This is a genomic window from Asanoa sp. NPDC049573 (assembly GCF_040676615.1).
GTDB lineage: Bacteria > Actinomycetota > Actinomycetes > Mycobacteriales > Micromonosporaceae > Asanoa.
The window spans coordinates 121318-142120 of the sequence record NZ_JBFAPI010000002.1 but is presented as its reverse complement, the minus strand read 5'-3'; the positions used below and the strand labels follow the sequence as shown (position 1 = coordinate 142120).

The window sequence follows — 20803 nt, the reverse complement described above, 5'->3', positions numbered from 1 at the left end:
ACCTCGGCCGTGTGGCCCGCAGAATAAAGATCCCGGCGACGAAATATCCGGTCGAGCGGTTCACGCTCGACAACGGCTTGCGGGTGGTGCTGGCGCCCGACCGCAGCGCACCCGTGGTCGGCGTCGCGGTCGTCTACGACGTCGGCATCCGCAGCGAGCCGGAGGGGCGCACCGGATTCGCCCACCTCTTCGAGCACCTGATGTTCCAGGGGTCGGAAAACCTCGAGAAACTCGAGCATTTCCGGCACGTCCAGGGCGCCGGAGGCACCTTCAACGGCTCGACCCACCTCGACTACACCGACTATTTCGAGGCGCTGCCGTCCGGCGCGCTGGAGCGGGCGCTGTTCCTCGAGGCCGACCGGATGCGCGGTCCCCGGCTGACCGAGGAGAACCTGCGCAACCAGGTCGACGTGGTCAAGGAGGAGATCCGGGTCAACGTGCTCAACCGGCCCTACGGCGGCTTCCCCTGGCTGAAGCTGCCGCCGGTCATGTTCGACACGTTCGCCAACGCCCACGACGGCTACGGGTCGTTCGAAGACCTGGAGAGCGCCACGGTCGCCGACGCGGCCGAGTTCTTCGAGCGCTACTACGCGTGCGGCAACGCGGTCCTGTCGGTCTCCGGTGACCTCGACGTGGCCGAGGCCACGGAGATGGTCAAGCGGCACTTCGGCGACGTGCCGGCCCGGCCCGCGCCGGTCCGCCCCGACTTCGACGAGCCCGACCTGCCCAGCGAACGGCGCGAGTCCTACGCCGACCGGCTGGCCCCGCTGCCGGCGATCGCGTCGGCCTGGCGGGTGCCGGACCCGATCGACGACTTCGACGCCTACCTGCCCTACGTGGTGCTGGCCGAGGTGCTCACCGACGGCGACGCGTCCCGGCTGGTCGAGCGCCTCGTGCTGCGCGACCGCACGGTGACCAGCCTGGGCGGCTATCTCGGCTTCATGGGCGAGCCGTTCGAGGTCCGCAACCCGACCGCCGCTCTGCTGCAATACCACCTGCCGCCCGGCGGCGACGTCGACAAGGTGCTGCGCACCGCCGACGAGGAGCTGGAGCGGCTGGCCACCGACGGCATCAGCACCGGCGAACTGGCCCGGGTGCAGGCCCGGATGGCCACCCACCTGCTCCGCGACACCGACGCGGTGCTCGGCCGGGCGCTGCGGATCGCGGTGCTCGAACAGCAGCGCGGCGCACCCGAGCTGATCAACGACCTGCCGCGGCTGATCGGCGAGGTCACACCCGAACAGATCCGCGCGGCCGCGGCCGCCCTGACCCCGCAGCGCCGGGCGTCGGTCGAGGTCATCCCCGGAGGCGGACAGTGACCCAGACGAAGCGGACGTTGCCCGCCCTGCTGCCGGCGGCGCCGATCAAGCTACCCACCGAGGCGGAGCGGCAGCTCACCAACGGCCTCACGGTGATCGCGATCCGCCGCCCGGCGGTGCCGCTGGTCGAGGTGCGGCTGCGGGTCCCGTTCGCCCGCGCCAACCTGGCCCGCGGCGCGATGCTCTCGCAGACCGTGTTCTCCGGCACCGAGCAGTTGTCCACCGTCGACATCGCGGCCGAGTTGCAGATGGTCGGCGGCGGGCTGAGCGCGTCGGTCGACCCCGACCGGCTGATGATCAGCGGCAACAGCCTGGCCGCCGGGCTCAGCCGGATCCTGGAGATCCTGGCCGAGGTGCTCGACGGCGCGGCCTACCCGACCGACGAGGTCGCCACCGAGCGCGACCGGCTCGTCGACAACATCCAGGTCGCCAAGAGCCAACCGGCCCACCTGGCCCGCGAGGCGCTGTTGCGGCGGCTTTACGGGCGGCATCCGTACGCGGTGCAGACGCCCGAGCCCGAGCAGGTGCGCGCGGTCCGTCCGGCGCAGTTGCGCGCGCTGCACGCCGAGCGGGTGCACCCGGCCGGCGCGACGCTGGTGCTGGTCGGCGATTTCCAGCCGAAGCGGGCGCTGGACACGGCCGAGGCCGTGCTCGGCTCGTGGAACGGCGGCGGCAAGGACGTGACGCTGCCGGTGGCGCCCGGCCCCGAGGCCGGCCCGGTGCTGCTGGTCGACCGGCCCGGCTCGGTGCAGTCGTCGCTGCGGCTGGCGCTGCCCGGCGTGCCCCGGACCCACCCCGACCACGCCGCGCTGCAACTGGCCAACCTGGTGTTCGGTGGCTACTTCTCGTCGCGCTGGGTGGAGAACATCCGCGAGGACAAGGGCTACACCTACGGGCCGCACTCGGTGGTCGACCACTCCGCGGCCGGTTCGGTGGTGCTGGCCTCGGCCGAGGTGGCCACCGAGGTGACCGGCCCGGCGTTGCTGGAGACGATCTACGAGCTGGGCCGGCTGGCGACGCTGCCGCCCGGCGAGGAAGAGCTCGAGCAGGCGCGGCAGTACGTGCTCGGCACGCTCAAGCTGGGCATGTCGACCCAGGCCGGGCTGGCCAGCCTGGCGTCCACGTACGCCGGTGCCGGCCTGCGGTTGGACTTCCTGTCCAGCTACAGCCAGCAGTTGGCGACCGCGACCCGCGACGAGGTGGCCGCCGCGGCGGCGAAATACCTCGCACCGTCCGGCGCCGTGACGGTGATCCTGGGCGATGCCGAGAAGATCGAGGCGCCGGTGGCGGCGCTGCGTGAGGTGGAACTGGAATGAGCAGCGCACCGCCCCTCGCCCGGTCCACGCTCGACCGGGCGGGGCACCGGCGGTCGGACCCGCACTGGCTCGCGTCGGCCTGGCCGTCCGCCCGGTTGCTGCGGGTCGACTCGTCGGCCGGCACCGCGCTGTTCCGTGACCTGGTCACCGGCGACGCGGCCGACGCCGCGGTCGGTGCGGTGCTGCGGCTCGTGCTGTCGCCGACCGACGGCGCCGACGAATCAGCGGCCGTGTTCCTGGGCGTCGAGCCCGACGGGGTGGCGGTGTTCGCGCTGGACGAGCCGCTGGCGGCGGTGCCCGGCACGCGGCCGGCCAACCTGCGCGACATCGGGCACCAACTCGACGACCGCGACGCCGGGCTGCTGACCACGGCGCTCGCGCTGCTCAACTGGCACGCCCGCAGCCCCTACTCGCCCCAGTCCGGCCAGCCGACGACGGTGGGCGAGGCCGGCTGGTCGCGGATCGACGAGGCCGGAAACCAGACCTGGCCGCGCACCGACCCCGCGATGATCGTGCTGGTGCACGACGGGGTCGCCGGGCCCGACGGCCGGTGCCTGCTGGGCAACAACGCGACCTGGCCCAAGCAGCCGGGCCACCGGCGGTTCTCCTGCCTGGCCGGTTACGTCGAGCCGGGGGAGTCGGCGGAGGCGGCGGTCACCCGCGAGGTGCTGGAGGAGGTCGGCATCGCGCTCGACCGGATCGACTACGTCGCGAGTCAGGCGTGGCCGTTCCCGGGATCGCTGATGCTGGGCTATTCGGCGGTCGCCGACGCGGCGCAGCCGCTGAAGGTCGACGCGGTCGAGATCACCGAGGCCCGGTGGTTCACCCGGCGCGAGATCCAGGCGGTTCTGACGGGCGACGGGATCGACGTGGGTACGGCCGACGAGCCGGCGCTGGTCGGCCTGCCGATGGAGGTCTCGATCGCCCATTTCCTGATCACCAGTTGGCTGGCGGCTTAGGAGGGGCCTCGTGCATGGGCCCCTCCAACAACGTCCGTTATGCCGCCTCGAGCGCTGAAAGGTGCTGCTTGACCTGGGTGATCGACGGGTTGGTGAGCGCGCTGCCGTCGTCGAAGCGCAGGGTGGGGACGGTCTGGTTGCCGCCGTTGACGCTCATCACGAAGTCGGCCGCGGCCGGCTCGCGCTCGATGTCGACCACCTCGTAGGCGATGCCCTCGCGGTCGAGCTGGGACTTGAGGCGGTGGCAGTAACCGCACCACGAGGTGGAGTACATGGTCAACATCGAGCTTCCTCCGGGGGGTAAGGGGTCTCCGTTCGGTGGAACGTCAGACCGGGCTGTCATGATTCCTGACTGTGGCGGTTGACTCTCCGGCGGAACAGGTCCTGGCGGGCCTCGACCCCGAGCAGCGCACCGCCGTGACCGCGCCCGCCGGGCCAGTCTGCATCCTTGCCGGCGCCGGCACGGGCAAGACCAGGGCGATCACCCACCGGATCGCCTATCGGGCGTTGCGCGGCGAAACCGCCGGCCGCCACGTGCTCGCCGTGACCTTCACCGCGCGGGCGGCGGCCGAGATGCGGGCCCGGCTCGCGGCGCTCGGTGTCGCCGGTGTCCAGGCCCGCACGTTCCACGCGGCGGCGCTGCGGCAGGTGCGCTACTTCGCGCCGCGGCTGCTCGCTGGTCGGGAGATGCCCGAGTTGGTGGCCAGCAAGGCCCGGCTGGTCGGGCTCGCGGCGGCGCGGGTGGGCGTGCGCACCGACCGCACCGGGGCGCGCGACCTGGCCGGCGAGATCGAGTGGGCCAAGTCGTCGCTGGTCGAGCCGGGCGAATACACCGTGGCGGCGGCCAAGGCGACCCGTGACACCCCGTTCGAGGCAGCCAAGGTGGCCGAGGTGTTCGCCGCCTACGAGCAGCTGAAGCGGGGCAACGGCGTGATCGACTTCGAAGACCTGCTGCGCGCGGCGGTGTGGGGGATCGAGGAGCACTCCGACGTCGCCGAGCAGGTCCGGGCGCAATACCGGCACTTCGTGGTCGACGAATACCAAGACGTCAACCCGTTGCAGCAACGGTTGCTCGACGCCTGGCTCGGCGGTCGCGACGACCTGACCGTGGTCGGCGACGCGTCGCAGACGATTTACTCGTTCACGGGTGCGACCTCCAGCTATCTGATCGACTTCCCGCGGCTGCGGCGGTCCGCGGTCGTGGTCCGGCTGGTCCGCGACTACCGGTCCACGCCGCAGGTGGTCGGCCTGGCCAACGCGGTGATCCGGCAGGCCCGGGGTGCCGAGGCGCGGCTGCGGCTGGAGTTGGTCGGGCAGCGCCCCTCCGGTGCCGAGCCGGAGTTGCGGATCTTCCAGGACGAGCCGGGCGAGGCGGCGGCGGTGGCGGCGCGCTGCCAGCAGTTGATCGCCACGGGCACGCCGGCGCGCGAGATCGCCGTGCTGTTCCGCACCAACGCGCAGTCCGAGACCTACGAGAAGGCGCTGGCCGAGGCCGAGGTGCCTTATGTCGTCCAGGGCGCCGAGCGGTTCTTCGAGCGGCCGGAGGTCCGGCAGGCGGTAGTGGCGTTGCGGTCGGCGACCCGCGCGGTCGACGCGGCCGCGCCGTTGGCGTCGGCGGTGATCTCCGCTCTGGAGGCGGTCGGCTGGGCGCCCTCGCAGCGGCCGCCGGGCGGTGCGGCGCGAGAGCGCTGGGAGGCGTTGGCCGCGCTGGTGCAGCTGGCCGAAGATTTCGCGGCGACGCCGGTGGTGCTGCCGCTCGGCGAGGGTGCGGTGTCGTCGCGTTCGCCGTCGCTGGCCGACTTCGTCGACGAGTTGCACCGGCGAGCGGCGGCGCAGCACGCGCCCACCGTCGAGGGCGTGACGCTGGCGTCGCTGCACTCGGCCAAGGGGCTCGAATGGGATGCGGTGTTCGTGGTCGGTCTCTCCGACGGCACGCTGCCGACCACCTACGCCAAGACGCCCGAGCAGGTCGAGGAGGAGCGGCGGCTGCTCTACGTCGGTGTGACCCGGGCCCGCGAGTGGCTCTGGCTGTCCTACGCGATCTCCCGTTCGCCGGGTGGCCGGCCGCGGCGGCCATGCCGGTTCCTGCCGCAGTTCGACGGCCGGTCCGGGAGCGGCGGGGGCGGCGGCGGGTTGTCGCCACACAGTCGCAAAGCCGACAGCCGGCCGCCGCGAATCGTCTCCTGCCGCATCTGCGGTGCCACGTTGCTGGGCGGCGCCGACCGCAAGCTCGGCCGCTGCGCGACTTGTCCGTCCGATCTGGACGAAGAGCTGCTGGAGCGGCTCCAGGCCTGGCGGGCGCGCGTTTCCGCAGGTCAGCGCGTTCCGGCATACGTGGTCTTCACTGACGCGACGCTGGTGGCGATCGCCGAGCGCAAGCCGACGCAGCGCTCCGACCTGATCGCCATCGCTGGGATCGGGCCGCGCAAGCTCGGCCTCTACGGCGACGCCGCGCTGGCTCTCGTGGCGGGCGCGGCGGTTGATGATCTTGAGCCAGAAAAAAGTTCGGCGAATGACCCGTAAAACCGTTTGCCCTCCCCTGAAGGGGAGGCATAGCCTCAGAGCACATCAGGGAAGAGCGCTGCTCAACCCTGGTCAGGCAGAGATATTCCGGCCGCGAGACGAAAGCAGAAGGAGGTGGCCCCGGTGGCAAGCATCAACACGACCCGACCGTGGTCGCTGAGCGCTGCCCTGAGCCCGGTGGAAGCTGCGCGCTTCCACGCGGCTGCCCAGGCTCCGATCGCGCCGGCATATCAGGCCCAGGCTCAGGCCGAGCTGCTCCTGGTGCCCACTGCCGCCACGTTCGACGGGACCAATGTGTCCACGGTCAAGGGCATTCAGGTCAAGGGCGGCATGGATGTCCGCGGCGTTCCACCTCGAAGTAGGCCGGTCTAACACATAGACCTGACGGCTCACTTCGAGGCCGCGGAACCCGTAACCCGGGATCCGCGGCCTTAGTTTTTTGCTCCACCAGTTTCAGGAAACGGTCCATGAGACCGGACGCGAGAGAGAGGTGACCGGGCGATGAGCCTGGCCTTGGCCGACCACGACGCGAGCAGCGTCGGGTTGGACGCGGAACTGCCCTGTCGGAAGTTCGACCCGGACCTGTGGTTCGCCGACGCACCTACCGAGCTCGAGCTGGCCAAGTCGCTCTGCGGGGACTGCCCGCTGCGCGTCGAGTGCCTGGCCGGCGCGGTCGAGCGTGCCGAGCCCTGGGGCGTCTGGGGCGGCGAGATCTTCGAGCGTGGCGCGGTCGTCCCGCGCAAGCGGCCCCGTGGCCGTCCGCGCAAGGAAGACGTCGCCCGTGACGCCGTCCTCCGAGTCGAGGTCGAGGCGCGGATGGCAGCCGAAGGGCTGACCGACCAGCCGCGCGTCGCAGTCCGACTGGCGGCCTGACGTGCCGACGGTCCGCGTAACCCCCACCCACACCGAGAGAACGAAGAACCCCGCCATGAACAGTGTGAATGGAGCCACCGAGATGAATCTCATCCAAGAAGCGTTGTCCCGAGCGCGAATGCGTCTGCCTCAGACCGGCAGGAAGACGCGCTCTGAGGCCAACCGATCTGCCCGCACCATCGCCATGCAGGCCCGCCGCGAGTCGGCGCGCCAGATCGGCGGTTGGTAGGTCGTAGATCGCTACCTATCCGCGGCGGCCCGCTCCCTGTCTGTTGGGGGGCGGGCCGCCGTCTTCGTCGGCAACCGAACGGGAGTGATTAGCCTGGACGTCGTGACTCGCCGTGTGATCGTCGTCCTGCTCACCCCGACAACGTGGGCGCCTCCTGGCATCGAGCTCGACAAGTGGCGCCACGCGCTGGCCGAAGACGTGGTCGACCTGCTCGCCACCCTGAACGAGGTCGATCCGGCCATCGCCGCGACCAAGGCCGATCGCCCGTTGGCGGACGCGGTCGCCTGGCCCTCGATGCAGATCTACGACATCCCGACGGCCACGGTCAACGCCACTCTGCGGGCCGCGGCGGCCGACGGCTACGACCAGGCGGCGGTCATCGCCTCGGATGCCCCCGACGTGCCGGGCCTGATCCTGGGCAAACTCCTGCGCCCGTTGACCACCAAAACGGTGGCGGTGGCCCAGGCCGAGGGCCCGGGCCTCTTCGGCGTCGCCTCCCGCCTGCCGGCCCCTGGTTGGCTCCCGGAGCTGGATCTCGACACCGAGCAGGCAGCCACCACAATTCGCCCTCACGCCCCCAACCCGGCCGAAGTGGCAACTGCTCCAGGCTGGCGTCGCCTGCGCACCCCGGCAGACCTGGCCACGCTCGATCAGGCCGTAGAGGGCTGGGACGCGACAAGGGCGCTGCTGACCGGCACCGCCCTGAGCTAACTCAGGATCGCGCCGCTCGGCCCGCTGCGGCTCGGTCGGCTCAGTCGGCGAGGACCACGCCTGCGGTGGCGGCGACGCCCTCCAGGTAGCCGCGGGCGCGTTCGGTCTTCGGGTAGCGGCCCACGAGGTTCCAGAAACGGGCGTTGTGGCTGGGGACGACGAGGTGGGCGAGCTCGTGGAGGAGCACGTAGTCGATCACCCAGTCGGGCATCTCCTGGATCCGGTGGGAGATGCGAATGGACCGGTCAGCGGGCGTGCAGGAGCCCCAACGGCCGTTTTGGTTGGTCACCCACCGGACGCTGGCCGGCTGGGCCGTGCGGGCGAACTCAGCCAGGTATTGGGCGATCAGGCGCTGCGACCTGGCCTGCAGCTCGGCGTCGCTGCGGCTGAGGCGGTGTTCGCGAGCGGCGAGGCGGGCGAGCATCTTGTCAACCCACTCGGTCTCTTCGGCCCGCGAGAACTGGTCGGGTATGAGCACGACCACGCGCTCACCGTCGCGGTAGGCGGACACCGTGCGGCGCCGGCGCTGGGAGCGCCGTACTTCGACGACCGGCTTCCGCGTGGCGGCCATTACCGCACCCCGGAGCCCCGGGTTTCAGTCACGAAGGCACGCTAACCGGTAGGTGCCATGCCGCCGCAAGGGCCAACACACACGGTCACGCCGGGAAAGTGCCGGTTGACGGCGGCTCGTCCGGAAAAATTTTCGCGGGCGACGCCGGTAGCCGTGGGTCCGCTGCGCTCCGAGGGACCTTACGGCAAACCGTAAGGGATGCCACGCCCGGATGGGCGGTAAACGGCGTGATCCCGCTCGCAGGAGGGCTTTGGTCGGCGTGTCCCGAGCGAATCTGACTAATCAGGCCGAGTCCGACATGCACACTCGTCCCCGTCAGGTGTCGAATCGCACTACCAGCGGGGCCCCGTCGCTGGTGATGATCGGGTTCCTGACATGGAACCGCCCGCATGTGGGTAGGGTCCGCGGACCGGCGGTCACACGTGTGACCGCGGAGAAAGCCCCGACGCCGGTGCTCTTGTGCCGCGCCCGGGCATTCGCCGGGGCGAAACCGGCGAACAAGACTAGGAGGGCATCGTGGCCGACAAGGCCCAGACCTACAACGGGTACTGCGTCAAGTGCAAGGAAAAGCGTGATTTCACCGGGACCGTCGAGGTGTCGAAGACCGGTATGAACATGGCCAAGGGCAAATGCCCGGTGTGTGGCACCACTGTCAACCGGATCCTCGGCAAGGCGAAGGTCTGACGACCGCGCATTGCACGAAGTTGTTCGCGGGAAGGGGCGGCCGACCTGGCCGCCCCTTCCCGCGTCTCAGAACGGATACGGAGTGTCATGAAAACCGGGAGGTGAGGTTACCGCCCGGTTGTGGATAACTTCCCAGAAGCTGTGGATAACCCCGTCTACATGACCCGCCACCTGTGGACAACGAGCCGATAGGACGCAGGTGACGGTGACATTCTGTTACGTCGTGACGACGATCGGATTGCTCCGGCCGACGCTCCTGCCGGGCCTGGCCCGCATCCGCAGAGGCCGCCGCACGCTTCAGTTCGGCGTCGACCCCAGGCACGCGGTGGTGGTCGAACTGGCCGACGAACACACCGCGGCAGCGGTCGACCTGCTGGACGGCACCCTGACCGAGCAGCAGTTGATCGCGCGGGCCGTCCGCCGCGGCGCCCGATCGGGTGACGTCCGCGCCCTGCTGACCACCCTGCACGCCCACGGCCTGCTCGTGGCGGCACACACCTTGACCGCTCCGGCGGCGCTGAAGGCCGAAACCGCGGCCCTGGCCCTCCGCTGCGCCGGTCGCGTGCCGGCCACCCACCGTTCCGGTCCGCGTGCTGTGGCCAATCGCACGCCCGCCCAGATCATGCGCGGTCGGGCCGAGGCCCGGGTAGCGGTCGTCGGCCGCGGCCGCCTGGCCGCTCCGATCGCGATCGGCCTGGCCGGCTCGGGCGTCGGGCACGTGCGGGCGGACCTACCCGGGGAGGTCCGGCCCGAGGAGACCGTCCTCGGTCTCGACCCCACCGCCGTCGGTCGCCCCCGCTCGGCCGCGGTGACGGCGGCAGTCCGCCGCGCCGGCTCCCGGTCCGCCGGCCCGCGCCCGACGCCGACCGCACGACGCGTAGGTGCCGACACCGGCGGGACGGCCGTCGTGTCCGGCGGAGGCGCGACTGCCGACGAGCACGGGCCGGTCGTCGTGTCCGGCGGAGGGGCGACTGCCGACGAGCACGGGCCGGCCGCTGTGTCCCGCGACGGGGCCGCTGCCGACGGGCCCGGGACGGCCGCCGTATCCGGCGGAGAGGCGACTGGCCATGGGCCCGGGCCGGCCGCTGTGCCCGGCGGAGGGGCGCCCGCCGACGGTCCCGCCGGGGCAAGCGCCGGTGCCCGCGATTCGGGCTTGAGAGAGCCGCCGCCGGGGCCGGCCGGGGTGCGCGCCACGGGGCGCGGCGGCGTGGGGGATGCCGGTATAAGGGCGGTGTCGGCGGCGCTGCCCGGCGCCCGGATCGGGGACGGGCCGGCCTCGGCCGGTGTGACGGTGGCCTCATCCGGCGTGCGGGCCGGTAAGGGGAGGGCGCAGTTGGTGGTGCGGGTCGGTGCCGATCAGCCCGTGAACCTCGCCACTACCGCGTTGCGGCAACGCCACCAAGCCGTGCTCGCCGTTGACATCCGCGATGGGGTTCCGGTGATCGGGCCGTTCGTGGCTCCGGGTGGGTCGCCGTGTCTGGGGTGTCTCGATCTGCATCGGATCGACCGTGATCCGGCGTGGCCGGAGATCGCCGCGGGCCTTGCCACCGCGCCGCCTGCCGAGGCTTGCGACCTGGTCACGATCATGGCGGCTACCGCGTTCGCGGTGGGTGAGGTGCTTGCCTACCTTGACGGCGGGACGCCGAGCACCGCCGGCGGGGCTGTGGAACTGGTCTCACCTGGTGAGGTGCGGCGGCGTTACTGGCCGCCGCATCCGCGATGTTCCTGCGGTTCTCGTTCACACGATCTTGGGAGTCCGTAATCTGTCGGTCACAATGATCTGGTGAGCGACATCCCACGCCAGGCCGTTACCCGGACTGCAAAGCTCGCCTCCTTGCCTCTCGGCTTCGCCGGGCGGGCCATGTTGGGGTTCGGCAAGCGGATGACCGGCATGGCGTCCGATGCGATCTCCGCCGAGCTTCAGCAGCGCACCGCCGAGCAGGTCTTCAGCGTGCTGGGGCAGCTCAAGGGCGGCGCGATGAAGTTCGGGCAGGCGCTGTCCGTCTTCGAGGCCGCGCTGCCCGAGGAGATGGCCGCGCCCTACCGGCAGGCGCTGACCAAGCTCCAGGAGGCCGCGCCCCCGCTGCCTGCCGCGAGTGTGCACCGCGTGCTGGCCGAGCAACTCGGCCCCGAGTGGCGCAGCCGCTTCCTCGAGTTCGACGACACACCGGCGGCAGCCGCCAGCATCGGTCAGGTCCACCGCGCGCTGTGGAAGGGCCGCGCCAAGGGCGGCCGTCCGGTGGCAGTGAAGATCCAGTACCCCGGCGCCGGCGACGCCCTGCTCTCCGACCTGAAGCAACTCTCGCGACTGGGCGCGATGTTCAAGGCCATCCAGCCCGGCCTGGACATCAAGCCGCTGCTCGTCGAACTCAGGGCCCGCATCGAGGAAGAACTCGACTACGAGCTGGAGGCGAAGGCCCAACGGGCCTTCGCCGCCGCATACGCGGGCGACGACGAGATCCTCGTGCCGAAGGTCGTGGCCCAGTCCCCACGGGTCCTGGTGACCGAATGGATCGAGGGCAAGCCGCTCTCCAAAATCATCGCGGCCGGCACGGAGGAAGAACGAGACCTGGCCGGCGCCAGAATGGCAACCCTCCATTTCAGCGCCCCGGCACGGGCCCGAATGCTGCACGCCGACCCCCACCCGGGCAACTTCCGCCTGCTCCCCGACGGCCGCCTGGGGGTAGTCGACTTCGGCGCGGTCGCCCGCCTCCCCGAGGGCCTCCCAGAACCCGTAGGCCGCCTGAGCCGCCTAGCCCTGGACGGCAACGCCGAGGCGGTAGTGGACGGCCTGCGAGCAGAGGGCTTCCTGCGCCTGGAGCAGGAGATCGACGCCGAGTCGGTCCTGAAGTTCGTCCTGCCCATGCTCGACCCGATCGCCCAAGAGGAATTCCGCTTCACCAGGGCCTGGCTGAGAGCAGAAGCGGCCAGACTGGCCAGCCCGAAATCACCGGCGTTCCAGCTGAGCCGCCAGCTCAACCTGCCGCCGTCATACCTGCTGATCCACCGGGTGACGCTGGGCTCCATCGGCGTGCTGTGCCAGTTGGAGGCCAAGGCGCCCTACCGGGGAATCATCGAGGAGTGGCTGCCGGGTTTCGCACCGGTGCGCTGAAGCGCAACCAACGACGAAGGCCGCCCCTCGCGGGAGGAGCGGCCCTCGGCCAACGACGAACCCGAGTAAATAAGGGTTATTTGTCGTCTTCGTCGTTCTTCGATGGGTTTTCTTCCTTCGGGCTGTCGTCGCCGAAGTCGATGTCGCCCAGATCGTCGAAGTCGCCCAGCCCGCCGTTGTCGAACTGCGAGCGCGCGAACGCCTCCGGATCGGCGAAATCGTCGCCGGACGGCAGCAGGTCAGGGTGCCCCCAGAGCCCATCGCGTCCCTGGACGCCCCGGTGCTCGGTGACGGCCTCCCAGAGCGCCGCCGCCTCGCGAAGCCGCCGGGGCCGCAGCTCGAGCCCGACCAGCGCGGCGAACGTCTGCTCGGCCGGCCCACCGGCGGCCCGCCGGCGCCGGAACGCCTCGGCCAACCGCACCACGTTGGGCAGCCGATCACCGGCGGCCACGTCGACCACGTGCCCCACCCAACCCTCGACGAGGGCCAGGATCGTCTCGAGCCGGGCCAGGGACGCCTTCTGCGCCGGCGTGTCCTCCGGCGTGAAGATCCCTTCCATGGCCATTTCCTGCATCGACTCGGGGTTGGTCGGGTCGATCCGCCCCATCGCCTCTTCGATCGCCTCGCGGTTGACGGTGATCCCGTTGGCGTAGGTCTCGACCGAGTTGAGGATGTGCCCACGCAGCCACGGCACGTGCTCGAAGAGCCGCTGGTGTGCGGCCTCCCGCAGCGCGACGTAGAGCCGCACCTCGTCTTCGGGCAGCTCCAGCCCGGAGGCGAACTCGCGGATGTTGGCGGGGATCAGGGCACCGGTGCCGGCCGGGCCGAGGGGAAGGCCGATGTCGCCCGCGGAGAGCACCTCCGCGGCCAGCGAGCCGAGGGCCTGGCCGAGCTGGCCGCCGAACAGCGCGCCGCCCAGCGTGGTGACCATCGACTGCATCGGGCCGAGTTGGGCGCGGGCCTCCTCGGGCACCAGGTCGCCCATCGCGTTGACCATGCGGCCGGCGACCGGGTTGCAGAGCTTCTGCCAGACGTCGAGCGTCCGGTAGATCCACTCGTTGCGGTTCCAGGCGACGGCGGTTTTGACGCCCGAGGGCAGCGCCACTGCCTGCTCGAGCCAGAGGTCGGCGAGGCGCAACACCTCTTCGACGGCGTTTCGCTCGAACGGCGAGACGGCGGGGTCGCCCGCCTGGGACAGCTGTGCGGCGGCTACCTGGCGCGCCAGGTCCCAGTTGACCGGGCCGGAGCCCGGGGCCGCGAGCAGCTGCTGCAGCTGAGCCATGAACTGCTGCATCTGCTGCGGGTCATTGGGGTCCGGCGGCTGGCCGCCCGGGAGCGCGAAGCCAAACGGAATATCAGGCACATGTCAACGGTACGCGCGTCGGGCGCGGGCGACCGTACCGCAGGCTTAAGCCCAGGGAGAACTGGGGGAACGCCATTCAGGGACGGTCGGTACGCTTCCCGCCATGAAAAGTCGTGGCGTGACGGTTCTGCTCGGTGCCGTGATCACGGTGCTGCTGAGCTTCGGGGTGCTTTCCGCCCCGGTTCCGTACGTCGTGCTCAGCCCCGGCCCCACCGTCAACACCCTTGGCAAAGAGGCCGACAAAGAGGTCATCCAGATCACCGGCACGCAGAGCTACTCCTCCGCGGGGCAGCTGCGGCTGACCACGGTGTCGGTGGCCTCGGAGACCAAACTCCTTCCCGCGATCGCCGGCTGGTTCTCCGACAAGGAAGCGGTCGTCCCGAAAGAGTTGATCTACCCGCCGGACCAGACCGAGAAGCAGGTCGAGCAGCAGAACGCCGAAGACTTCCAGGCGTCGCAGACCAGCGCCGAGACGGTGGCGCTGACCAAGCTCGGCTACCCGATCCAGGTCACGGTCAGCTCGGTGACGCCCGGCGGGGCCGCCGCGTCGGTGCTCAAGGCCGGCGACGTGATCACCACCGTCGACGGCAAGGCGATCAAGACCGCCCCCGAGCTCACCGACGCGATCAAGGCCAAGCCCGCCGGCAGCAGCCTCACCATCGGCTACACCCGCGGCGGGCAGCCGGCGCAGGCGACGCTCACGACCAAGACCGTCGACGGGCAGCCGCGGATCGGCGTCGAGATCGAGCAGAAGCAGCCGCACCCGTTCGACCTCAAGTTCGACCTCGAAGACATCGGCGGTCCGAGCGCCGGCCTGATGTTCACCCTCGGCATCATCGACAAGCTCGGCGCCGACGACCTCACCGGCGGCAAGGTCATCGCCGGCACCGGCACGATCGACGACCAGGGCAACGTCGGCCCGATCGGCGGCATCCCGCAGAAGCTGGTCGGTGCCAAGGACGCCGGCGCGGTCGCGTTCCTGGTCCCCGCCGACAACTGCAAGGAAGCCAGTGACAACGCGGTCGACGGCCTGCCGCTCTACAAGGTGGCCACGGTCGACGACGCGCTGGCCGCCCTCAACACCCTGAAGACCGGCGGCGAGCCGCCCCGATGCTGATGCACCGTAGTCTGAACACCGCCCCCTGAGCTGGTCCACCAAGCGTTGCGGAGCCAACCGTGGTCATGCGTAGCAGTCCCCTGCCGAGAATGAGCCGCCGTGGCCGCGTGACGGTCGGCGTGCTGGTCGGCGTCTTCGTGTTGTTCACCTTGCTCGGCTGGGGTGTCAACGCGTGGACCGACTGGCTGTGGTTCGACGAGCTGCACTACACGAAGGTGTTCACCACCGTCCTGACCACGCGGCTGCTGTTGTTCCTCGTCGTCGGCGCGGCCATGGCGGTGGTGATCGGTGGCAACCTCTACCTCGCCTACCGGCTCCGGCCGCTGCTGCGCCCGCACTCGTCGGAGCAACAGACCCTCGACCGCTACCGGGTCGCCCTGACGCCGCGGATCGGCCTCTGGTTCGCCATCGTGTCGGTCGTCGTCGGGCTCTTCGCCGGGCTCTCCGCGCAGGGCCGCTGGGGCACCTGGATGCTGTTCCGCAACGCGCAGCCGTTCAACGTCAAGGACCCGATCTTCAACATCGACATCGGGTTCTACGTTTTCCAGTACCCCTTCTTCCGCTACCTGCTCGGGGTCGGCTTCACCGCTGTCGTGCTCGCGGTGCTCGGCTCGCTGGCGGTGCACTACATCTTCGGCGGTGTGCGCCTGCAGGGCGGCGGCGACCGCATCACCAACGCGGCGCGTGCCCACCTGACCACGCTGGTCGCCGTTTTCGTGCTGTTCAAGGCCCTCGCCTACGTGCTCGACAAGCGCGCGCTGCTGCTGTCCTACAACGAGGGCGCGAAGGTCTACGGCGCCGGCTACACCGATGTCAACGCGTTGCTGCCGGCCAAGGAGATCCTGGGCTACATCTCGATCGTCGTCGCGATCGCGATCATCCTGTTCTCCAACGCGTTCATCCGGAACCTGGTCTGGCCGGGCGTCTCGCTGGCCCTGCTGCTCATCTCGGCGGTCGCGATCGGCGGCATCTACCCGTCGGCCGTGCAGAGCTTCCAGGTCAACCCGAGCACGCTCGACAAAGAGCGGCCCTACATCAAGAACAGCATCGAGGCGACCACAGCGGCGTACGGGATCGACAAGGTCGATATCGAACCCTACGCGGGCAGCAGCCAGCCACCGCCGGCGAGCCTGGCCACCGACACCTCGATCGTGCCCAACATCCGGCTGCTCGACCCGCAACTGCTGTCCGAGACCTACACCCAACTCCAGCAGGCCCGCGGCTTCTACAACTTCGGCGACAAGCTCGACATCGACCGCTACGCCATCAACGGCAACACGCAGGACTACGTGGTCGGCGTCCGGGAGATCAACTACGCCGGCCTGACGGCGCAGCAGAGCAACTGGCTCAACCGACACACCATCTACACACACGGGTACGGCGTGGTCGCCGCGCCGGCCAACCGGGTCTGCAACGAACAGCCGTACTTCGTCTCCGGCTTCCTGGGCGACGAGGGCAGCGACGGTTGCCAGTCGTCGACCGAGGAGATCAAGACCACCCAGCCGCGGATCTACTACGGCGAGCAGATGCGCGACGGTGACTACGCCGTCGTCGGCTCCCGCGGCGCGGGCAGCAACGCCGAGTTCGACCGCCCGACCGGCAACGCCGAGCAGTACTACACCTACGACGGCACCGGCGGCGTCTCGATCGGCTCGTTCCCGCGGCGGCTGCTCTACGCGGTGAAGATGCAGGAGACCAACTTCCTGCTCTCCGAGGCGGTCAACGACAACTCGAAGCTGCTCTACGTGCGCAACCCGCGGGACCGGGTGGCCAAGGTGGCGCCGTTCCTCAAGCTCGACGGCGACCCCTACCCGGCGGTGGTCGGCGGCCGGGTGGTCTGGATCGTCGACGGCTACACGACCGCCGCGACCTACCCCAACTCCGAGCGGATCAACCTCCAGTCCGCGACCACCGACGAGCTGACCGGCACGGGCACGGTGGCGCAGGCCAGAGAAGAGATCAACTACATCCGCAACTCGGTGAAGGCGACCGTCGACGCGTACGACGGCACGGTCAAGCTCTACCAGTTCGACGACCAGGACCCCGTCCTCAAGGCGTGGAACAAGGCGTTCGGCGGCAACCTGATCATCCCCAAGGCCGAGATCCCGCAGGAGCTCAGCGACCACCTGCGCTACCCGGCCGACCTGTTCAAGGTGCAGCGCGACCTGATGGCCCGCTACCACGTGACCGAGCCCAACGAGTTCTTCTCGGGCCAGGACTACTGGGAGGTGCCCAACGCTCCGGACGACCCCGACCAGGGCCAGAAGCAGCCGCCCTACTACCTGATGACCCAGCTGCCCGGCCAGGGGAAGCCGAGGTTCCAGCTGACGTCGGCGGTCACCCCGCGCGGCCGGCAGAACCTGGCCGCGATCATCTCCGGGTCCTATGTCGACGGCAAGCCCAGGCTGGAGGCCCTGGAACTGCCGGACCAGAGCGTCGTGTCAGGCCCCGTCCAGGTCCATCAACAGATGACCAACGCGACGGACGTACGCGGCCAACTGTCCGTGCTGGCCGCCGACGGCAAGGCCAGGGTCCAATACGGCAACCTGCTGTCCCTGCCGTTCGACAACGGCATGCTCTACGTGGAACCGGTCTACGTGAAGAGCAACCAGCAGAACGCCTACCCGCTGCTGCAACGCGTGCTGCTCTCCTACGGCGACGGCTCCAACGCGGTCCTGGCGAGCAGCCTGCAGCAAGGCATCAAGGACCTGGTGGCGAAGGGCGACGCACAGAGACAGGCGGCCGGCCAGCCACCACAGCAGCCGCAACAGCCCAACCCGCCGCCCGCCACCGGCAACCCGCCACCCGCGACGCTGTCACCGGAACTGACGGCGGCCTCCCAACGCGTGGCGGACGCGATCGACGAGGTCAGGGCCGCACAGGAGTCGGGTGACTTCAGCCGCTACGGCAAGGCCCTCACCGAACTCGACGCGGCCAACGAGGCCTTCCTGGCCGCACAGCGGGCGGCGACCAACCGCCCGGTGGGCTCGACCCCGACGGCGACACCGACGCCGGCGGCGCCGACCAGCCCACCGGCCACGCCCCAACCGGGCTGAGCAGCAGCTGGAGCGGGGGCCGGCGGCACGCCGGCCCCCGTTTTGGCACCCAGCCACACGGTGCGCTAGTGTTAACAAGCCGACGCGGGGTGGAGCAGCTCGGTAGCTCGCTGGGCTCATAACCCAGAGGTCGCAGGTTCAAATCCTGTCCCCGCTACAAATGGAACGGCCCCTCAGACCTGGTCTGGGGGGCCGTTTTCTGTTGGCCCTGAACCGCTTGCCGCGCGGCGTCAACGCCGCGTGACCGATCCCCGACCGTACGCGCATCCGCGTATCGCCATTCTCGCCGCGCCTGCGCACCCTGGTCCGCACCGAACCCGTGGTGGGTCCGGTGTGCGAGGGGGATGGTGCGTGAAACGGATGCGGAAACACGTGCGGTCGTGGTTGGCGGTCGCGCTCACCATGGTCGTCGCGGCGGCTGTGGGGGCAGCTCTGCCGAGTACGCCGGCCGCGGCCAGTTACGGGTCCACCATCACGGTCACGGCCAACGAGATGCACACTACCGAGTGCCTCGACCGGGTCTGGCTATTCTTCTGCGACACACCGGAGCTCTTCGGCGTCGCGATCATCACGCAGGACAACGGACAGCAACAGCGGTGTGAGATGGCGTTGCCGGCGGCCGGTGGGGCCGACATCACGACGCCCAACGCGATCTGCACGACGAGCCGCACGATTACCGGGGACTTCCGGGTCAACTTCGAGCTGTGGGAGGACGACTCCACCGAGGGCGGCAGCCGGGAAGCTGGTCGTGCAGCCGGCGGACCAGCGCCCGTTCGACCGGCCGGTCGGCGGCGATGTCGGGCAGGCGCAGGGTGGCCAGATCCCGCTCGGCGTACGTGGCCAGGTCGGTGCCGAGGCGCCGGCCGATGGCGGCGTCGACGAGCGGGCGGCCGCGCAGCGCGCTGACTTCGGCCGCCACCGCGCGCACCCACGCCCGGTCGTCCGTCGTGTGGTGAAGGGTCACGGCCGGACGATAGGAACTCCCCGAGCCATCGCCCGTCGTCCATTGGACAGCGGTCGGCTTCACGACGCGTTATGGCAGCGTCACCGTCACGATCAGGCCGCCGCCCGGGTTGGGGCGCGCGGTCGCGTCGCCGCCGTGGGCGCGGGCGACCGAGCGGACGATCGACAGGCCCAAGCCGGCGCCCTTCGCGGTGACAAGGCGGTCGTCGTCGAGGCGGCGGAAGGGCTCGAACAGGCCCGGGATGTCGTACGCCGGAATGACCGCACCGGTGTTGGCCACCTCCACTGAGACGCCGCCGTCGGGCAGGCGCCGGCTGGTGATCCGGGCATAGCCGCCCGCGTGGTTGTGCCGCAGCGCGTTCTCCACCAGGTTCTGCGCCAGGCGTTCGAGCAGCACCGGGTCGCCGGTGGTCGGTGCCGGCGCCGCCGCCGACGTCAGGGTGACCGACGCCGAGCGGGCCTCCTCGGCCGCCAGCGCCACCACGTGCGACACGATGTCGGCCAGGTCGATCTCGTGCCGGTCGCCGACCTCGCTTTCCGAGCGCGCCAGCAGCAGCAGGCCGTTGATCAGGCGTTCCTGCCGGTGGTTGATCTCCAGCAGGGTGTCACCGAGCTGCATGACGTCGGGTGACGCGGTGCGGCGGTTCATCGCCACCTCGACCAGCGCGCGGTTGAGGGTCAGCGGCGTCCGCAACTCGTGCGACGCGTTGGCCACGAACCGGCGCTGGCTCTCGAACGACCGGTCCAACCGCTCGACCATCGTGTCGAACGTGTCGGCCAACTCCTTCACGTCGTGGTCGCCGCCGCGCATGCCGATCCGCTCGTGCAGGCTCAGGTCGGCGCCGCGCGCGTTGGCGATGCGGCGGGCGGTGTCGGTGACCCGGTGCAGCGGCGCCAGGACCCGGCCGGCGACCAGCCAACCCAGGGCGATCGCGACGGCGCCGACAATGCCCAGCGCGATGCCGCCCTGGGTGAGCTGCGACGTCAGCGCGTCGCTGCGGACCTCGGCCTGCTGCTGCGCCATGAACTGCGGCATGTCGCTCGCCGGAATCGGCTCGCCCTCGGTGGTCCTGAAGAACACCGCGGACTCGCCGGGTGGGGAGCCGATCCGCTGGTTGACCACCACCCCGCCGCGCACCGACACCTGCTGCTCGACCAGCAGGTGCGTCACGCCGAGCACGACCAGGCCGCCGAGCAGGAACAGGCCGCCGTAGACGAGGGTGAGCCGGGCCCGCAGGGTCGGCCGGAAGCGTTTCATGAGATGCGGTACCCCTCTCCGGCGAGCGTCTCGATGATCGGTGGATCGCCGAGCTTGCGACGCAGCTTGAGCACGGTGAGCCGGACCGCCGACGTGAACGGGTCGGCGTTCTCGTCCCAGACCTTCTCCAGCAACTGCTCGGCGCTGACCACGGCGCCGTCGGCCCGCAGCAACTCGGTCAACACACCGAATTCCTTTTTGGACAGCGGTACGTACCGGTCGTCGCGGAACACCTGCCGGCGCGCGGCGTCGAGCAGGATTCCGGCGCGGCGCAGCACCGGTGGAGTGGCCGGGCGGGCCCGCCGGCCGAGCGCGTGCACGCGGGCCGCGAGTTCGACGAACGCGAACGGCTTGGGCAGATAGTCGTCGGCGCCGAGCGACAGCCCGGCCACCCGGTCGCCGATCTCGGCGGCGGCGGTCAGCATCAGGATCCGCGCGGTCGTGTCGGAGCCGACCATGGCCCGGCACACGTCGTCGCCGTGCACCTTAGGCAGGTCGCGGTCGAGCACGACGACGTCGTAGTCGTTGACCGCCAGGCGTTCCAGCGCCGCGTCGCCGTCGAGGGCCACGTCGACGGCGTGCGCGTCGCCGCGCAACCACTCGGCGATCGCCTCGGCGAGCAGCCGTTCGTCTTCGACCACGAGGATGCGCATCGACCCATGGTGGCGGCCCAACCTGTTTCTTCGCTGTTAGCGATGTCGGAAGCACGGGCGAAACAGCGCGGGGCGTTGACTCTGCCGCCACAGCGG

The 20803-nt window shown here is 70.4% G+C and carries 18 protein-coding genes and 1 tRNA gene; 13 read left to right on the top strand and 6 right to left on the bottom strand.

The genetic code is table 11. The annotated features are described in order from the left end of the window. Positions 1–11: 11 nt before the first annotated feature. Genes AB0J74_RS04235 through nudC form a run of 3 tightly spaced genes read left to right on the top strand, consistent with a single transcriptional unit; the run spans position 12 to position 3594 of the window. Entirely contained in the window at positions 12–1319 is a 1308-nt protein-coding gene (locus AB0J74_RS04235) for a pitrilysin family protein (RefSeq protein WP_363444453.1), read from the top strand. Next, the gene (locus tag AB0J74_RS04230; protein ID WP_363444450.1) at positions 1316–2635 is read left to right on the top strand and encodes a pitrilysin family protein; all 1320 of its coding nucleotides are present in this window, start codon (positions 1316–1318) and stop codon (positions 2633–2635) included. Before AB0J74_RS04235 ends, AB0J74_RS04230 begins: the two co-directional genes overlap by 4 nt. After that, positions 2632–3594, top strand: coding sequence for an NAD(+) diphosphatase (nudC, locus tag AB0J74_RS04225; protein ID WP_363444447.1), 963 nt, complete (start codon positions 2632–2634; stop codon positions 3592–3594). The genes AB0J74_RS04230 and nudC overlap by 4 nt, the downstream gene beginning before the upstream one ends. A gap of 37 nt (positions 3595–3631) precedes the next feature. Here the strand turns inward: nudC and AB0J74_RS04220 are convergent, their stop codons facing one another. Further along, a complete protein-coding gene (locus tag AB0J74_RS04220; protein WP_363444445.1) occupies positions 3632–3877 on the bottom strand; it encodes a mycoredoxin in 246 nt (81 codons plus the stop codon). 71 nt (positions 3878–3948) lie between these two features. Here AB0J74_RS04220 and AB0J74_RS04215 point away from each other — a divergent pair, with 71 nt between their 5' ends. The 4 genes from AB0J74_RS04215 (at position 3949) to AB0J74_RS04200 (ending at position 7930) form a co-directional block, all read left to right on the top strand. Next, positions 3949–6117 carry an ATP-dependent DNA helicase UvrD2 gene (locus tag AB0J74_RS04215; protein WP_363444442.1) on the top strand — a complete coding sequence of 723 codons (2169 nt, stop codon included), beginning with the start codon at positions 3949–3951 and terminating at the stop codon, positions 6115–6117. A gap of 123 nt (positions 6118–6240) precedes the next feature. Then, positions 6241–6489 (top strand): hypothetical protein, encoded by a 249-nt coding sequence (locus AB0J74_RS04210; RefSeq protein WP_363444440.1) that lies wholly within the window; start codon positions 6241–6243, stop codon positions 6487–6489. 129 nt (positions 6490–6618) lie between these two features. After that, on the top strand, positions 6619–6990 hold the full coding sequence (locus AB0J74_RS04205; RefSeq protein WP_363444437.1) for a WhiB family transcriptional regulator: 372 nt from the start codon (positions 6619–6621) through the stop codon (positions 6988–6990). Positions 6991–7321: 331 nt separating this feature from the next. After that, a complete protein-coding gene (locus tag AB0J74_RS04200) occupies positions 7322–7930 on the top strand; it encodes a hypothetical protein (RefSeq protein ID WP_363444434.1) in 609 nt (202 codons plus the stop codon). A gap of 40 nt (positions 7931–7970) precedes the next feature. Here AB0J74_RS04200 and AB0J74_RS04195 read toward each other — a convergent pair whose 3' ends face one another. Further along, complete coding sequence (locus AB0J74_RS04195) at positions 7971–8501, bottom strand: M48 family metallopeptidase (RefSeq protein WP_363444431.1); 531 nt, start codon at positions 8499–8501, stop codon at positions 7971–7973. A gap of 516 nt (positions 8502–9017) precedes the next feature. Here AB0J74_RS04195 and AB0J74_RS04190 point away from each other — a divergent pair. From AB0J74_RS04190 to AB0J74_RS04180, 3 genes are all read left to right on the top strand, one after another. Then, entirely contained in the window at positions 9018–9185 is a 168-nt protein-coding gene (locus AB0J74_RS04190; protein ID WP_170215861.1) for a DUF5679 domain-containing protein, read from the top strand. Between the two features lie 223 nt (positions 9186–9408). Continuing rightward, positions 9409–10947, top strand: coding sequence for a hypothetical protein (locus tag AB0J74_RS04185; protein ID WP_363444428.1), 1539 nt, complete (start codon positions 9409–9411; stop codon positions 10945–10947). Between the two features lie 21 nt (positions 10948–10968). Next, a complete protein-coding gene (locus tag AB0J74_RS04180; protein WP_363444425.1) occupies positions 10969–12297 on the top strand; it encodes an AarF/ABC1/UbiB kinase family protein in 1329 nt (442 codons plus the stop codon). 76 nt (positions 12298–12373) lie between these two features. On the opposite strand, the gene AB0J74_RS04175 is transcribed toward AB0J74_RS04180, so the two are convergent. Next, positions 12374–13660, bottom strand: coding sequence for a zinc-dependent metalloprotease (locus tag AB0J74_RS04175; RefSeq protein ID WP_363444422.1), 1287 nt, complete (start codon positions 13658–13660; stop codon positions 12374–12376). A gap of 103 nt (positions 13661–13763) precedes the next feature. On the opposite strand from AB0J74_RS04175, the gene AB0J74_RS04170 reads away from it, so the two are divergent. The 3 genes from AB0J74_RS04170 to AB0J74_RS04160 all read left to right on the top strand — a co-directional run bounded on the left by AB0J74_RS04170 (position 13764) and on the right by AB0J74_RS04160 (position 17990). After that, the gene (locus AB0J74_RS04170; protein ID WP_363444419.1) at positions 13764–14777 is read left to right on the top strand and encodes a PDZ domain-containing protein; all 1014 of its coding nucleotides are present in this window, start codon (positions 13764–13766) and stop codon (positions 14775–14777) included. Positions 14778–14836: 59 nt separating this feature from the next. Then, the gene (locus tag AB0J74_RS04165; RefSeq protein WP_363444416.1) at positions 14837–17833 is read left to right on the top strand and encodes a UPF0182 family protein; all 2997 of its coding nucleotides are present in this window, start codon (positions 14837–14839) and stop codon (positions 17831–17833) included. An 83-nt stretch (positions 17834–17916) separates the two neighbouring features. Beyond that, positions 17917–17990: transfer RNA gene (locus AB0J74_RS04160), tRNA-Met, on the top strand. 534 nt (positions 17991–18524) lie between these two features. Here AB0J74_RS04160 and AB0J74_RS04155 read toward each other — a convergent pair. From AB0J74_RS04155 to AB0J74_RS04145, 3 genes are all read right to left on the bottom strand, one after another. Continuing rightward, positions 18525–18797: a hypothetical protein gene (locus tag AB0J74_RS04155; protein ID WP_363444413.1), complete on the bottom strand. Its 273-nt coding sequence runs from the start codon at positions 18795–18797 to the stop codon at positions 18525–18527. Between the two features lie 69 nt (positions 18798–18866). After that, positions 18867–20054 (bottom strand): HAMP domain-containing sensor histidine kinase, encoded by a 1188-nt coding sequence (locus tag AB0J74_RS04150; RefSeq protein WP_363444410.1) that lies wholly within the window; start codon positions 20052–20054, stop codon positions 18867–18869. Continuing rightward, a complete protein-coding gene (locus AB0J74_RS04145; RefSeq protein ID WP_363444407.1) occupies positions 20051–20707 on the bottom strand; it encodes a response regulator transcription factor in 657 nt (218 codons plus the stop codon). Before AB0J74_RS04145 ends, AB0J74_RS04150 begins: the two co-directional genes overlap by 4 nt. Between the last annotated feature and the right edge of the window lie 96 nt (positions 20708–20803).

Bases quoted from the DNA above. Each gene is read 5' to 3' on its own strand.
- AB0J74_RS04205 (WP_363444437.1), top strand. From the start codon at position 6,619: ATGAGCCTGGCCTTGGCCGACCACGACGCGAGCAGCGTCGGGTTGGAC.
- AB0J74_RS04145 (WP_363444407.1), bottom strand. From the start codon at position 20,707: ATGCGCATCCTCGTGGTCGAAGACGAACGGCTGCTCGCCGAGGCGATC.
- AB0J74_RS04150 (WP_363444410.1), bottom strand. From the start codon at position 20,054: ATGAAACGCTTCCGGCCGACCCTGCGGGCCCGGCTCACCCTCGTCTAC.
- AB0J74_RS04195 (WP_363444431.1), bottom strand. From the start codon at position 8,501: ATGGCCGCCACGCGGAAGCCGGTCGTCGAAGTACGGCGCTCCCAGCGC.
- nudC (WP_363444447.1), top strand. From the start codon at position 2,632: ATGAGCAGCGCACCGCCCCTCGCCCGGTCCACGCTCGACCGGGCGGGG.
- AB0J74_RS04220 (WP_363444445.1), bottom strand. From the start codon at position 3,877: ATGTTGACCATGTACTCCACCTCGTGGTGCGGTTACTGCCACCGCCTC.
- AB0J74_RS04170 (WP_363444419.1), top strand. From the start codon at position 13,764: ATGAAAAGTCGTGGCGTGACGGTTCTGCTCGGTGCCGTGATCACGGTG.